This is a genomic window from Leifsonia sp. NPDC056665, assembly GCF_042791795.1.
Taxonomy (GTDB): Bacteria; Actinomycetota; Actinomycetes; order Actinomycetales; family Microbacteriaceae; genus Leifsonia.
On record NZ_JBHTXK010000013.1, the window covers coordinates 69,130 to 82,458 of the forward strand.

Annotated in this window: 13 protein-coding genes; 1 reads left to right on the plus strand and 12 read right to left on the minus strand. The window is 71.9% G+C overall.

Features of this window, described 5'->3' with window-relative positions; translation table 11 throughout:
* Positions 1–185 precede the first annotated feature (185 nt).
* From der to ACFQ9V_RS13455, 7 genes are read right to left on the minus strand one after another with little or no spacing between them, the layout of a single operon-like run.
* Entirely contained in the window at positions 186–1,691 is a 1,506-nt protein-coding gene (gene der, locus ACFQ9V_RS13425) for a ribosome biogenesis GTPase Der (RefSeq protein WP_382459636.1), read from the minus strand.
* Positions 1,684–2,361, minus strand: coding sequence for a (d)CMP kinase (cmk, locus tag ACFQ9V_RS13430; protein WP_382459637.1), 678 nt, complete (start codon positions 2,359–2,361; stop codon positions 1,684–1,686). The genes der and cmk overlap by 8 nt, the downstream gene beginning before the upstream one ends.
* Positions 2,358–3,446, minus strand: coding sequence for a prephenate dehydrogenase (locus ACFQ9V_RS13435; protein WP_382459638.1), 1,089 nt, complete (start codon positions 3,444–3,446; stop codon positions 2,358–2,360). The genes cmk and ACFQ9V_RS13435 overlap by 4 nt, the downstream gene beginning before the upstream one ends.
* 30 nt (positions 3,447–3,476) lie before the next feature.
* Positions 3,477–4,223 (minus strand): pseudouridine synthase, encoded by a 747-nt coding sequence (locus tag ACFQ9V_RS13440; RefSeq protein WP_382459639.1) that lies wholly within the window; start codon positions 4,221–4,223, stop codon positions 3,477–3,479.
* Entirely contained in the window at positions 4,213–4,827 is a 615-nt protein-coding gene (locus ACFQ9V_RS13445; RefSeq protein WP_382459640.1) for an SMC-Scp complex subunit ScpB, read from the minus strand. Before ACFQ9V_RS13445 ends, ACFQ9V_RS13440 begins: the two co-directional genes overlap by 11 nt.
* Positions 4,817–5,650: a segregation and condensation protein A gene (locus tag ACFQ9V_RS13450; RefSeq protein WP_382459667.1), complete on the minus strand. Its 834-nt coding sequence runs from the start codon at positions 5,648–5,650 to the stop codon at positions 4,817–4,819. Before ACFQ9V_RS13450 ends, ACFQ9V_RS13445 begins: the two co-directional genes overlap by 11 nt.
* Before the next feature lie 37 nt (positions 5,651–5,687).
* Positions 5,688–6,587, minus strand: coding sequence for a ParA family protein (locus ACFQ9V_RS13455; protein WP_382459641.1), 900 nt, complete (start codon positions 6,585–6,587; stop codon positions 5,688–5,690).
* A 136-nt stretch (positions 6,588–6,723) separates the two neighbouring features.
* Here ACFQ9V_RS13455 and ACFQ9V_RS13460 point away from each other — a divergent pair, with 136 nt between their 5' ends.
* On the plus strand, positions 6,724–7,245 hold the full coding sequence (locus ACFQ9V_RS13460; protein WP_382459642.1) for a GNAT family N-acetyltransferase: 522 nt from the start codon (positions 6,724–6,726) through the stop codon (positions 7,243–7,245).
* Here ACFQ9V_RS13460 and xerD read toward each other — a convergent pair.
* The 5 genes from xerD to ACFQ9V_RS13485 are packed head-to-tail and all read right to left on the minus strand — an operon-like array spanning position 7,227 to position 13,322.
* The gene (gene xerD / locus ACFQ9V_RS13465) at positions 7,227–8,132 is read right to left on the minus strand and encodes a site-specific tyrosine recombinase XerD (protein WP_382459643.1); all 906 of its coding nucleotides are present in this window, start codon (positions 8,130–8,132) and stop codon (positions 7,227–7,229) included. The two genes, ACFQ9V_RS13460 and xerD, sit on opposite strands and share 19 nt — an antisense overlap.
* On the minus strand, positions 8,129–8,794 hold the full coding sequence (locus ACFQ9V_RS13470) for an NUDIX domain-containing protein (RefSeq protein ID WP_382459644.1): 666 nt from the start codon (positions 8,792–8,794) through the stop codon (positions 8,129–8,131). Before ACFQ9V_RS13470 ends, xerD begins: the two co-directional genes overlap by 4 nt.
* Positions 8,794–10,566, minus strand: coding sequence for a CTP synthase (locus tag ACFQ9V_RS13475; RefSeq protein ID WP_382459668.1), 1,773 nt, complete (start codon positions 10,564–10,566; stop codon positions 8,794–8,796). The genes ACFQ9V_RS13470 and ACFQ9V_RS13475 overlap by 1 nt, the downstream gene beginning before the upstream one ends.
* Positions 10,567–10,618: 52 nt before the next feature.
* Entirely contained in the window at positions 10,619–12,337 is a 1,719-nt protein-coding gene (gene recN, locus ACFQ9V_RS13480) for a DNA repair protein RecN (protein ID WP_382459669.1), read from the minus strand.
* A 58-nt stretch (positions 12,338–12,395) separates the two neighbouring features.
* Positions 12,396–13,322 carry an NAD kinase gene (locus tag ACFQ9V_RS13485; protein WP_382459645.1) on the minus strand — a complete coding sequence of 309 codons (927 nt, stop codon included), beginning with the start codon at positions 13,320–13,322 and terminating at the stop codon, positions 12,396–12,398.
* Positions 13,323–13,329: the final 7 nt, after the last annotated feature.

The following is a 13,329-nucleotide window of genomic DNA, read 5'->3' on the forward strand; positions in this document are numbered from 1 at the left end:
AGAGCCTGCGCCTTCGGGTAGCGCAGTCGGGTAGCTCTCTCGTTAGTCCACACTACTGAGGACAAACCGGGGTACAAACCCCCCCAACCGGGTCACGCCCACGCCCCGCTGCAATCGCTTCCGGAGTTGTGCACGCGACACGCCGGTGACGGGCGTGCACAACTCCGGAAGAGATGGATCGGGGGTCAGCGCTTGCGCTTCTCGCGGACGCGCATGTTGAGGACGATCGGGCTGCCCTCGAAGCCGTACACCTCACGGAGTCGGCGGATGATGTAGCGGCGGTAGCCCGGGTCGAGGAACCCGGTGGTGAACGCCACGAATGTCGGCGGCCGGCTGGTCGCCTGGGTGCCGAACAGGATGCGCGGCTGCTTGCCGCCGCGGACCGGGTGCGGGTGCGCCGCGGTGAGCTCGGCGAGGAAGGCGTTGAACTTGCCGGTCGGGATGCGGGTGTCCCACGACTCGAGCGCCAGCTCCAGGGCCGGCACCAGCTTCTCCAGGTGGCGGCCGGTACGGGCGGAGATGTTCACGCGCGGCGCCCAGGAGACGTGCGCGAGGTCCTGCTCGATCTCCCGCTCCAGGTAGCGGCGGCGGTCGTCGTCCAGCAGGTCCCACTTGTTGAAGGCCAGCACGAGCGCGCGGCCGGACTCCAGCACGAGGTCGATGATGCGGACGTCCTGCTCGCTGATCGGCTGGGACACGTCGAGCACGACGATGGCGACCTCCGCCTTCTCCAGCGCGGTGGACGTGCGCAGCGACGCGTAGAAGTCGGCGCCCTGCTGCAGGTGCACACGGCGGCGGATGCCGGCGGTGTCCACGAAACGCCAGACCTTGCCGCCCAGCTCGACCTGCTCGTCCACGGGGTCGCGGGTGGTGCCGGCGAGCTCGTTGACGACCACGCGCTCCTCCCCCGCCGACTTGTTCAGCAGGGAGGACTTGCCGACGTTCGGGCGGCCGACGATCGCGACGCGGCGCGGTCCGCCGACCTCGCGCTTGGCGACCTTGGAGACCTCGGGCAGCGCCTTCAGGAGCTGGTCCAGCAGATCCGCGACGCCGCGGCCGTGCAGGGCCGAGACCGGCCACGGCTCGCCGAGCCCGAGCGACCACAGCTCGGTCGCGTACGGCTCCTGGCGGGCGTCGTCCACCTTGTTCGCGGCGAGGAACACCGGCTTGTCGGTCTTGCGGAGCAGCCGGACCACGTGCTCGTCCGTGGCGGTCGCGCCCACAGTCGCGTCCACGACGAAGAGCACGGCGTCGGCGAGGTCGATCGCGACTTCGGCCTGCGCGGCGACGGAGGCGTCGATGCCGCGGGCGTCGGGCTCCCAGCCGCCGGTGTCCACGAGCGTGAACCGCCGGCCGTTCCACTCCGCCTGGTACGAGACGCGGTCGCGCGTGACGCCGGGGGTGTCCTCCACGACGGCCTCGCGGCGGCCGAGGATGCGGTTGACGAGCGCCGACTTGCCCACGTTCGGGCGGCCGACGATGGCCAGCACCGGCAGCGCGGGCAGGTAGGTGATCGCGTCGGGGTCCTCGGTGACGGCGCCGAGGAGGTCGAGGTCGGTGTCGTCGAGCTCGTACTCCTCCAGTCCGGTGCGGAGGGCGGCGGCGCGCTGCACCGCGAGGTTCTCGTCGAGGTCCGCGAGGCGCTCGACCAGGTCGTCGGCGCCTGTCGGCTCGTTGTCGATGTCAGACATGGGTCTCTTTCTGTACGACCGCGATGACCGCGTCGACGGTCTGGTCGAAGTCGAGGTCGGTGGAGTCGACGGTGGTCACGCCGTCTGCGGCGTTCATGAAGTCCACAACTCGGGAATCGGCTGCGTCGCGCCTGCGGAGGGCCTCACCGACGTGAGAGGCGGAATGATCGGCCAGCTCAGCGGAACGCCTGGCAATTCTAACCTCTTCGTCGGCAGTGAGCAGGATCCGCACCTGGGCGTCCGGACAGACGATGGTGGTGATGTCGCGCCCCTCCACCACGATGCCGCGTTTCTCCGTGCGGGCGACGATGGAGCGGAACAGCCCGGTGAGGAAGTCCCGCACCTCCTGCACGCGCGCGATCGCGCTGACCGCGGCCGTGACCTCCGGCTCGCGGATGGCCCCGGTGACGTCGTGGTCGCCGACGAACACGTGGTACGTGTCGGGGTCCGTGCCGATGCGATAGTCGAAGTCCGGAAGGGCGTCGATCACCGCCGCGGAGTCGGTGAGGTCGAGCCGGCGCTGCACGACGAACCAGCTCAGCGCGCGGTACGCCGCTCCGGTGTCGAGGTACGACCAGCCGAGCTTGCGCGCTGTCGCCTTGGAGACGGACGACTTGCCGCTCCCGGCCGGTCCGTCGACGGCGACGACGATGGGGTTGGTGTCGGTCATCCGGCGATCCTCCAGCCGCGGTCGGTCAGGTCGGTGACGGTGCGCTGCCACACCTCGGGGAGCACGGCGATCTCCGCCAGGCCGAAGGCTGCACCCGGCGAGTGCTCCAGCCGCAGGTCCTCCAGGTTGACGTCGAGCTCACCGAGTTCGGCGAGGAGGCGCGCGAGCTCGCCCGGCCGGTCGTCCACCATGACGACGAGGCTGGAGAACCGCTTGTCCTGGCCGTGCTTGCCCGGCAGCCGGGAGACGCCGAGGTTGCCGCCCGCGATCTCCTCCGCGATGGTGCGGCGGGAGCCGGCGGCGTCCACGTCGTCCAGCGCAGCGAGCACCCGGTCGAGGTCGTCGCGGTAGGCGCGCAGGATCGCCACGATCGCGGGCGCGTTGGCGCCGAGGATCTGCACCCACAGCTCCGGCTCGCTGCCGGCGATGCGCGTCACGTCGCGCACGCCCTGGCCGGCGAGGCCGAGCGCGGCGGCGGTGGAGTCCGCGAGCCGCTTCGCCATCAGCGAGGAGACGATCTGGGGCGTGTGCGAGACGAGCGCGACGGCGGCGTCGTGGTCGGCCGCGGCCATCTCGACGGGCGTCGCGCCGAGGTCGAGGATCAGCGCCTCCACGAGGTTGACGGAGGCGCGCGCGTTCTCGGGCCGGGCGGCGACCACCCACGGGCGGCCGATGAAGAGGTCCGCGCGTGCGGCGCTGGGGCCGCCGCGCTCGCGCCCGGCGAGCGGATGCGATCCGACGTAGCGGGAGAGGTCGACGCCGGTCGCGACCAGCTCGGCGAGCGGCTGGCCCTTCACGCTCGCGACGTCGGTGACGACGGCGGCGGGATGCGCGGCGAGTTCTTCCGCGACGACGCGTGAGACGAGGTCAGGCGGCACGGCCACCACGATCAGTGCGGGCTCGGCTCCGCCGTCGTCCGGGCGGCCCGCGCCGTAGTCGGCGGCGAGGCGCAGGTGGGCGGGCGAGGCGTCGGCGAGCAGCACGTCCACGCCGCGGGCGCGCAGGCCGAGGCCGACGGATGCCCCGAGCAGTCCCGCGCCGACCACGCGGACGGGTCCGGCGAGGCGGGAGGCGGAATCAGTCACGGAACAACCTTAGCCGGGGCGGAAACCGGGCTACTGCCGCGAGATCGTCAGCAGCGCGCCCAGCTCCTCCTTGGTCAGGTCGCGCATCGCGCCGATCTTCAGCGTGCCGAGGTGCAGCGGCCCGAACTGGCGGCGCACCAGCTCGATCACGGGGTGGCCGACCTCCGCCATCATCCGGCGGACGATGCGGTTGCGGCCCGAGTGGAGGGTGATCTCCACGAGGCTGTCGCCGCCACCCGACCGCGACTGCAGCAGGCGCGCCTTGTCGGCGGCGATCGGGCCGTCCTCCAGCTCGACGCCCTTGGTCAGCCGTGCGATCGTCTGCGGCATGACCGTTCCGCGCACGCGGGCGATGTAGGTCTTGGTCACGCCGAAGCTGGGATGCGCGAGCACGTGCGCGAGCTCGCCGTCGTTGGTGAGGATGAGGAGGCCGGAGGTCTCCGCGTCCAGCCGGCCGACGTTGAACAGCCGCTCCGGGTAGTCCGCCGTGAACCGCGACAGGTCGGGGCGGCCCTGCTCGTCGCGCATCGAGCTCACCACGCCGACCGGCTTGTTGAGCATCACGTAGCGCCGCGACGTGTCGAGCTGGACGGCGGTGCCGTCGACGGCGACGCGGTCGGTCTCCGGGTCGACGCGGCGGCCGAGTTCGGTGACCACCTGGCCGTTCACGGTGACCCGGCCGGCGACGATCAGGTCCTCCGACACCCGGCGGGAGGCCACTCCTGCTGCGGCCATGACTTTCTGCAGGCGCTCACCCTGCGCAGCTTCAGCGGACATCGTCGAACCCTTCCGCGCCATCGGCCAGCAGCGGCGAGATCTTCGGCAGCTCCTCGATGGAGTTGATGCCGAGCTGGGTGAGCAGCAGGTCGGTGGTGCCGTAGTTGATCGCGCCGGTCTCGCTGTCCGTGAAGAGCTCGGTGATCAGGCCGCGACCCGCGAGCGTGCGCACGACCGAGTCCACGTTGACGGCTCGGATGGAGGCGATGGCGCCGCGGCTGATCGGCTGCTTGTAGGCGATCACTGCGAGCGTCTCCAGCGCCGCCTGCGACAGCCGGGTCGGGTTCTGCTGGAGGACGTAGCCGGACACGACGGCGTCGAAATCCGGCCGCACGTAGACGCGCCAGCCGCCGCCGACCTCCCGCAGCTCGAAGCCGCGGCGCACGCCAGGTGCGCCGTCGGGTCCGCTCTCGCCGTCGAAGTCGGCCACCAGTGCGTCGACCGCGGCACGGACGCGCTTGACCGGCGCTCCCACGGCGGTGGCCAGTGTCACCAGGCTCATCGGCTCGTCGGCGACCATGAGGATGGCCTCCAGCGCGCGCTCGATCTGCGCGTCCTCGACCGGGGCCAGCTCCGTCTCCAGCTCGGTTCCGTCAACCGTCATAGTCCGCTCCCAAGTTCGACAGGTTCTCCTCCGACCAGTGCTCCGCCGTCCAGCGGAGCGTCAGCTCGCCCAGCGGCTCGAGCTGCTCGAACGCGATGGCCGCGTGCCGGTACAGTTCGAGCACGGCCAGGAACCGCGCGATCACGACGCCCTTCTGCTCCGCGCCGGCCACGAGCTGCCGGAACGACAGCGGCTCCCCGGCCCGCAGCATCCCGACAACGACGGCGGCCTGCTCGCGGATGCTGACCAGCGGCGCGTGCAGGTGGTCGAGTCCGACGACCGGGATCTCGCGCGGCGTCATCGCCAGCGTGGCGAGCGCCGCGAAGTCCTCGGCGGTCAGCGTCCAGACCAGCTCGGGCGTGCGCTGGCGGTACTTATCCTCCAGCCGCACCGTGCGCGCGTGCCGGGAGCTCTCGGCGTCCAGGTGCGCGGCGAACCACGTCGACGCCTCCTTGAACGCGCGGTACTGCAGTAGGCGCGCGAACAGCAGGTCGCGCGCCTCCAGCAGCGCGACGTCCTCCGCGTCGACCAGCTCGCCTTGCGGCAGGAGGCCGGCGATCTTGAGGTCGAGCAGGGTCGCCGCGACGAGCAGGAACTCGCTCGCCTCGTCCAGGCTCTCGTCGGCGTCGAGGCGGCGCAGGTAGGCGATGAACTCGTCCGTGACCCGGCTCAGCGAGATCTCGGTGATGTCCAGCTCGTGCTTGGAGATGAGGGACAGCAGGAGGTCGAACGGCCCCTCGAACTGGCCGACCGCAACCCGAAACCCACCGTCCTGCCCGCCGAGGGGCACGTTGTTGTCACTTTCGGCGCCCGGAAGTGACAACGACGTGCCCTTCGGCGTCACTGCACTCGAGGCGTCCTCAGGCGACGGCGCCACGGAAGATCAGTTCCCTCGCGAGCTGGCGGTAGGCCTCCGCCGCCTGGTGCTCGGGCGCGAACTGCGTGATCGGCGTCGCCGCGACGGAGGCGTCCGGGAACTTCACCGTGCGCGAGATCACCGTCTCGAGCACCCGGTCGCCGAACGCGTCGACGACCCGCTCCAGCACCTCGCGCGAGTGCAGCGTGCGGGAGTCGTACATGGTCGCGAGGATGCCGTCGAGCTCGATCGCCGGGTTCAGCCGCTCGCGCACCTTGTCGATGGTCTCGATCAGCAGGGCGACGCCGCGCAGGGCGAAGTACTCGCACTCCAGCGGGATGAGCACGCCGTGGCTCGCGGTCAGCGCGTTGACGGTGAGGATGCCGAGCGACGGCTGGCAGTCGATGAGGATGACGTCGTAGTCCGCCGACACCTTGCGCAGCACGCCGGCGAGGATCTGCTCGCGCGCCACCTCGTTGACCAGGTGCACTTCGGCGGCCGAGAGGTCGATGTTCGCGGGGATGATGTCCAGCCCCGCGACGCCGGTGGACTGGATGGCCTCCCGCACGTCCGCGTTGCGGTTCAGCAGCAGGTCGTAGATCGTCGTCACGTCGTGGGTCTGCGCACCGAGCCCGGCCGAGAGCGCACCCTGCGGGTCGAAGTCGATCGCGAGCACCTTGCGGCCGTACTCGGCCAGCGTCGCGCCCAGGTTGATGGAGGTCGTGGTCTTGCCGACCCCGCCCTTCTGGTTGCACAGCGCCACGACCTTGGCGGGCCCGTGCTGGGCGAGCTCGGCGGGTACGGGGAATGTGCGCAGCGGGCGTCCGGTGGGTCCGAGCGGTGCGGCGATGGATGCGGTGTCCATGCCGGGAAGCTCCGTCCTGACCTCGTCGTTGCGCGTCACCTGGCTGATCCTCGTCCCTCTCGATCGTCGGCCGTTCACGGCCTGTTCACGGGCTCCATCCTATCCGCGCGCTCCCCGCTCCGCGGGCCGTGACGGCGGCGGGTCACGGCGCGGGTCCGGGGCGTACGCTGTGCGGATGCCGACGATGCCAGCCGAGCTCTCCACGGAGCGCCTGCGCCTCCGTCTCCGCGACGGGCGCGACGCGGAATGGAACCTCGCGCTGATCGCGGAGGACCCCTCCCAGGAGGCCCGCACCGTCGAGGAGGAGCGCGACCGGCTGGACGCGCAGCGCAGCGCCGCCGAGGACGCCGGCTTCGGGCTGTACGCGGTCGAACTCGCCGAATCCGGCGAGGCGATCGGCTACTGCGGTCTGGTCGCTAGACGGGCGAGCGCCGCGCAGCCCGAGCTCGCGTACGAGCTGCTCCGCCGCCACGTCGGCGGCGGCTACGCGACCGAGGCGGCTGCGGCGGTCGCCGACGCGGCCTTCGACGCGGGGTTCCCTGTGCTGTGGGCGGTGGTGGGGAGCTGGAACGCGCCGTCCTTCCGCATCCTCGACAAGCTCGGCTTCCGGCCGTCGCGCGTGACGGGCGAGGGCGGGAAGGTGCTGGTCTGGCTGTACCGGAAGGCGCCGCGGGGGCGTCACCGCGCCCGCGGGTGAGCCGTCACGTACACATCCCGCAGCGCGTCCGCCGTCACCAGCGTGTAGATCTGCGTCGTCGCCACCGACGAGTGGCCGAGCAGTTCCTGCACCACGCGCACGTCCGCGCCGCCCGCCAGCAGGTGGGTGGCAAATGAGTGCCGGAGGGTGTGCGGCGAGACCTCGACGCCGAGCTGGGCGCGCTCGGCGGCGGCCCGGATGATCAGCCAGACGTTCTGCCGCGACAGCCGCGCGCCGCGCATCCCGAGGAACAGCGCCGGCGTCGCCCTCCCCCGCGCGGACAGCACAGGGCGCGCCCGCACCAGGTAGGCGGCGACCGCGGTCTGCGCGAAGCTGCCGAGCGGCACGATCCGCTGCTTGGCGCCCTTGCCGGTGAGGCGCACCACGTCGGTGTCGATCACGTCGTCCACGTTGAGGCCGACCGCCTCGCTGACGCGCGCGCCGGTCGCGTACATCAGCTCCAGCAGCGCCTTGTCGCGGAGGTGGTCCAGCTCGTCGCCGTCGGTGGCCGCCAGCAGGGCGGCGACCTGGTCGACGGTGATCGCCTTCGGGAGGGTGCTCGGCAGCTTGGGCGGCCGGATGTCGCGGGCCGCGTCGACCTCCACGCGGCCCTCCTCCAGCAGGAACCGGTGGAAGCCGCGCACGGTCGACAGCATCCGGGCGAGGGAGGTCGCGGTCAGCGGCGACTCCTCCCGCGAGCCCAGGTGGGCGAGGTAGGTCGAGACGGTCACCGACTGGACCTCGCGGATGTCGCCGACGCCCTCGCCGTCCAGCCAGACCGTGTAGACCGTGAGGTCGCGCCGGTACGCGGCGACGGTGTTCGCCGAGAGGCCGCGCTCGATGGCGACGTGCCTCAGGAAGGCGTCCGCGTCCGCCGCGACGGTCATCCCGCGGCGCTCTGCTCGCTCAGCTCGGCCTCGCCGGACAGCTTCGGGTGGCTCGGCCACGGCGCGTCGGCGGCGCCGAGGCTCGCCCAGCCCTTCTCGCGGGCGACCCGCGCGGCGAGCACCGCGATGATCATGATCGAGTTGTGGACGCGCCGCTCGAGCACCGCATCCACCGCGTCCTCCAGCGGCACCCACGCCACCTCGATGTCGGCCTCCTCCGCCTCGCGCTCGAACGCCTCGGCGGTGGCCCGCACCCCGCGCGCCAGGTAGACGCGGATGGCCTCGTCGTTGCCGCCGGGACTCGTGAAGACGTCGGTCAGCACGTTCCAGCGATCGGCCTCGAGGTCGGCCTCCTCGGCCAGCTCGCGCTGCGCCGCGATCAGCGGGTCCTCACCGTGGATGTCGAGGAGCCCGGCCGGGACCTCCCAGTCGCGGTAGCGCACGGGATGCCGGTACTGCTTGATCAGCAGCACGCGGTCCTGGTCGTCCAGCGCGAGCACCGCGACGGCGCCCGTGTGGTCGACGTACTCGCGGGTGATCTCCTCGCCGTTGTAGCGGAAGGTGTCGCGCCGTACGTCCCAGATCTTGCCGTCGAAGGGGACCTCCGACGACACGATCTGCGGACGGAACGGCTCGTCGCGGAACGCGCCGCCGTCCGCCATCAGGCGTCCGCGCCGACTTCGACCGCGCCCTCGACCGCGGCGCCGACCTCGTCGCCGACCTCGTCGTCAGCGGCGACCTCGAACAGGAGGCTGGCCTTCTGCCGGTCGAGCGCGGCGCCGACGAGCCCGGCGAACAGCGGGTGCGCGTTGTTCGGGCGCGACCGCAGCTCCGGGTGGGCCTGGGTGCCGATGTAGAACGGGTGCACGTCGCGCGGCAGCTCCACGTACTCGACCAGGTGGCCGTCCGGCGACGTGCCGGAGAACCAGAGGCCGGCGTCGGCGATCTGCTCGCGGTAGTTGTTGTTGACCTCGTAGCGGTGGCGGTGACGCTCGCTGGCCTCCGGAGCGCCGTACAGGTCGGCCGCGAGCGAGCCCTCGGCGAGGACCGCGGGGTACAGGCCGAGGCGCATGGTGCCGCCCAGGTCGCCGCCCGCGATGATCTCGACCTGCTCGGCCATCGTGGCGATCACCGGGAACTCGGTCTCCGGGTCGAACTCCGACGACGACGCGCCGGCGAGGCCCGCCTCGTGGCGCGCGTACTCGATGACCATGCACTGAAGGCCCAGGCACAGGCCGAGCGCCGGGATGCCGTTCTCGCGGGCGAACTTCAGCGCGCCCACCTTGCCCTCGATGCCACGCACGCCGAACCCGCCGGGCACGCAGATCCCGTCGACGTCGCCGAGCTGCGCGGCGGCGCCCTCCGGCGTCTGGCACTCGTCGGACGGGATCCACTTCAGCTTCACCTTGGTGCGGTGGGCGAAGCCGCCCGCGCGCAGCGCCTCGGTGACCGACAGGTAGGCGTCGGGGAGGTCGATGTACTTGCCGACCAGGCCGATCGTGACCTCGTGCTTGGGGTCGTGCACGGCCTCCAGGAGGCGCGCCCAGCCGTGCCAGTCGACGTCGGCGGCCTTGTCCAGGCCGAGCTGGTCGATGATGTAGGCGTCCAGGCCCTGCTCGTGCAGCATGGTCGGGATGTCGTAGATGCTGGGCACGTCGACCGCATTGACCACGGCCTGCTCGTCCACGTCGCACATCAGCGCGATCTTGCGCTTGTTCGACTCGGACACCGGCCGGTCGCTGCGCAGCACGAGCGCGTCCGGCTGGATGCCGATGGAGCGCAGCGCCGCGACGGAGTGCTGGGTGGGCTTGGTCTTCTGCTCGCCGGAGGCGTTCATGAACGGCACGAGCGAGACGTGCACGAAGAAGCAGTTCTTGCGGCCGAGCTCGTGCCGCACCTGGCGGGCGGACTCGATGAACGGCTGCGACTCGATGTCGCCGACCGTGCCGCCGATCTCGGTGATGATGACGTCCGGCGCGGGCTCGCCGTCCGGTCCCGGCTGCGCCTGGAGGCGCATCCGGCGCTTGATCTCGTCGGTGATGTGCGGGATGACCTGGACGGTGTCGCCCAGGTACTCGCCGCGGCGCTCCTTGGCGATCACGTTGGAGTAGATCTGCCCGGTGGTGACGTTCGCCGACTGGGAGAGGTTGATGTCGAGGAAACGCTCGTAGTGACCGATGTCGAGGTCGGTCTCCGCGCCGTCGTCCGTCACGAAGACCTCGCCGTGCTGGAACGGGTTCATCGTCCCAGGGTCCACGTTGAGGTAGGGGTCTAGCTTCTGCATGACCACGCGGAGACCGCGGGCCGTCAGGAGGTTTCCGAGGGAGGCGGCCGTGAGGCCCTTCCCCAACGAAGAAACGACACCACCTGTCACGAAGATGTGCTTGGTAGTGCCGTTTTTGCTGTTGGTCTGAGCCGCGTCTGAATTATCCACCACGGGCTTGCAGCTTATCACCTGCTGCGGGGAGTCCCGCGCGTGTCGCGGGTCAGCGTGCGGACGCCGCCATGTCCACGAGCTCGCGCGCGTGCGTGAGCCCGCTCTCGGAGTCGGGCAGGCCGGACAGCAGCCGCGCCATCTCCGCGATCCGCTCCTCCCCGTCGAGCCGGCGGACGCTGGAGGCCGTGACCGCCCCGTCGTTGCCCTTGACGACCGTGAGGTGGTTGTTCGCGAACGCCGCCACCTGGGCGAGGTGGGTCACGACGATCACCTGCGCGCTCTCGGCGAGTCGCGCGAGCCTGCGGCCGATCTCGATGGCCGAGGCGCCGCCGACGCCGGCGTCCACCTCGTCGAAGATGAAGGTCGGCACCGGATCGGTCGCGGCGATCACGACCTCGATGGCGAGCATGACGCGCGAGAGCTCGCCGCCGGACGCGCCCTTGCCGAGCGGCCGCGGCTCGGCGCCCGGGTGCGGGCGCAGCAGGATCGCGACCTGGTCGCGGCCGCTGGCCGTGTAGCTCTGCGGGTCGGCCTCGTCGCGCTGGGTGACCTCCACGACCACACGGGCGTCCGGCATGGCGAGGGCGGACAGCTCGTCGGAGACCGCGGTGGCGAGCCGCTCGGCGGCGACCCTGCGACGTTCGCTCAGGCCGGCGGCGAGCTCCATCACGAGCGCCTTGTCGGCCGCCACCTCGTCCGAGAGCTCCTGGATGCGGTCAGCGTCGCCGTCGAGCTCCAGCAGCCGCAGGCTCCCGGTCTCCAGGGTGTTGATCACATCGTCCAAACTCGGCCCGTACTTGCGGACGAGCGTGGACAGCTCCGCCCGGCGCTCCTGGACGGCCTCCAGCTCGCGGGAGCCGTCGGTGTCGAGCGTGGCGAGGTAGGTGGAGAGCTGGGCGGCGATGTCGGAGGCCAGGTAGCTGAGGTTGGCGACGGCCTCCACGGTCGGGGCGAGCTCGGCGTCGTGCGGCGCGACGCGCTCGACCTGGCGGCGCGCGGCCTCCAGGAGGCCGACCACGTCGGGCTCGTCGGACTCCTCGGCCGAGAGCAGCTCGCGGGCGCCGGAGGCGGCGAGCCGCAGCTCCTCGAGGTTGGTCAGCCGTTCTGCGCGCTCGCCGAGCTCGGCGTCCTCGCCCGGCTGCGGCGCCACGGCCTCGATCTCGGCCATCGCGACCCGGAGGTCGTCGGCCTCCCGCGCGCGCCGGTCCCGGTCGGCGAGCAGCTCGTCCAGCTCGCTCGCGTTGTCGCGCCAGCGGTGGAACACCTGCACGTAGCCGTCGAGCGCGCTCGCGAGGTCGGACCCGGCGAAGCGGTCGAGCGCCTCGCGCTGGGCCACGGCCGACCGCAGCCGGAGCTGGTCGGACTGGCCGTGCACGACGACGAGCTGCTCCCCGAGCTCGGTCAGCACGCTCACCGGCGCGCTCCGTCCGCCGACCACGGCGCGCGACCGGCCCTCCGCCGACACCGAGCGGCTCAGCACGAGCTCCGCCGCGCCGTCGCCGAGCGGGTCGACGTCGCCGCCGGCGTCGCGGACGCGCTCCACGACCTCCCCCGGCTCCTCGACGCGCCAGCGGCCCTCGACCCAGGCCTGGGCGCTGCCGAGCCGGACGGCGCCGGTGTCGGCGCGCTCGCCCAGCAGGAGGCCGAGAGCCGAGACGACCATCGTCTTGCCCGCGCCGGTCTCGCCCGTGATCGCGGTGAATCCCGGCCCGAGCGGCAGCGCGGCCTCCGCGATGACGCCGAGGTCGCGGATGGAGATCTCGTCGATGCCGCCGCGTGGCGCCGGTGTCTTGGTACGTCCCGCAGCGGCGCGGGTGGTCGAGCGCTCAGTCACGTCCGGCCGGCCCCCGCCATCCCGTCACCGGGAGGTCGAACTTGTGCACGAGCCGGTCGGTGAACGGCCCGGGGTGCAGGCGCGCCAGCCGCACCGGGATGGGCGAGCGCCGCACGACGACGCGCGAGCCGCGCGGCAGGTCGAACTGACGGCGGCCGTCGCACCAGAGGATGCCCTCCCCGCCCGCGCGGTCGAGCAGCTCGATGGCGAGCGACGAGTCGGCGTCGACCACGAGGGGCCGCGAGAACAGGGCGTGCGCGCTGAGCGGCACGAGCAGCAGCGCGGCGACGCCGGGCCAGACCACCGGTCCGCCGGCCGAGAACGAGTAGGCGGTGGACCCGGTGGGCGTGGACATCACGACACCGTCGCAGCCGAAGCTCGACATCGGCCGCCCGTCGACCTCGATGACGACCTCGAGCATCCGCTCCCTGCTGGCCTTCTCGACGGTCGCCTCGTTGAGCGCCCAGCTCTCGTAGACGACCTCCTTGCCGACCTTGACGCGGGCGGAGAGCGTCATGCGCTCCTCCACCTCGTAGTCCTTCGCGAGCCCGCGCGCGACGGCGATCTCGAGGTCGTCGCGCTCGCTCTCGGCGAGGAAGCCCACGTGCCCGAGGTTGACGCCGAGCAGCGGAGCCGTGCAGCCGCGCACGAGCTCGGCCGCGCGCAGGATGGTGCCGTCGCCGCCGAGCACGATCACCAGCTCCAGGTCGCTCGCCTGCACCTCGTCGCCGAGCACGGCGACAGCGTCGAGGCCGGGCTCTGCCGCGAGCAGGTCGCGCCGCTCGTCCTCGCTGAGCACCGGCACCACGCCAGCGGTGATGAGCTGCCTGCACACCTGCACGCCGGCGTCGAGGGAGTCCTGACGGCCGGTGTGCGCGACGACCAGAATGTATCGCTGCGCGTCACCCGATGCCGCCACGTCGCCT

Coding starts and splice junctions, on each gene's coding strand:
- cmk (WP_382459637.1), bottom strand. CDS start 2,361: ATGACCGACACCAACCCCATCGTCGTCGCCGTCGACGGACCGGCCGGG.
- xerD (WP_382459643.1), bottom strand. CDS start 8,132: ATGACCGTCGCGGCGGACGCGGACGCCTTCCTGAGGCACGTCGCCATC.
- der (WP_382459636.1), bottom strand. CDS start 1,691: ATGTCTGACATCGACAACGAGCCGACAGGCGCCGACGACCTGGTCGAG.
- ACFQ9V_RS13440 (WP_382459639.1), bottom strand. CDS start 4,223: ATGTCCGCTGAAGCTGCGCAGGGTGAGCGCCTGCAGAAAGTCATGGCC.
- ACFQ9V_RS13445 (WP_382459640.1), bottom strand. CDS start 4,827: ATGACGGTTGACGGAACCGAGCTGGAGACGGAGCTGGCCCCGGTCGAG.
- ACFQ9V_RS13470 (WP_382459644.1), bottom strand. CDS start 8,794: ATGGCGGACGGCGGCGCGTTCCGCGACGAGCCGTTCCGTCCGCAGATC.
- ACFQ9V_RS13460 (WP_382459642.1), top strand. CDS start 6,724: ATGCCGACGATGCCAGCCGAGCTCTCCACGGAGCGCCTGCGCCTCCGT.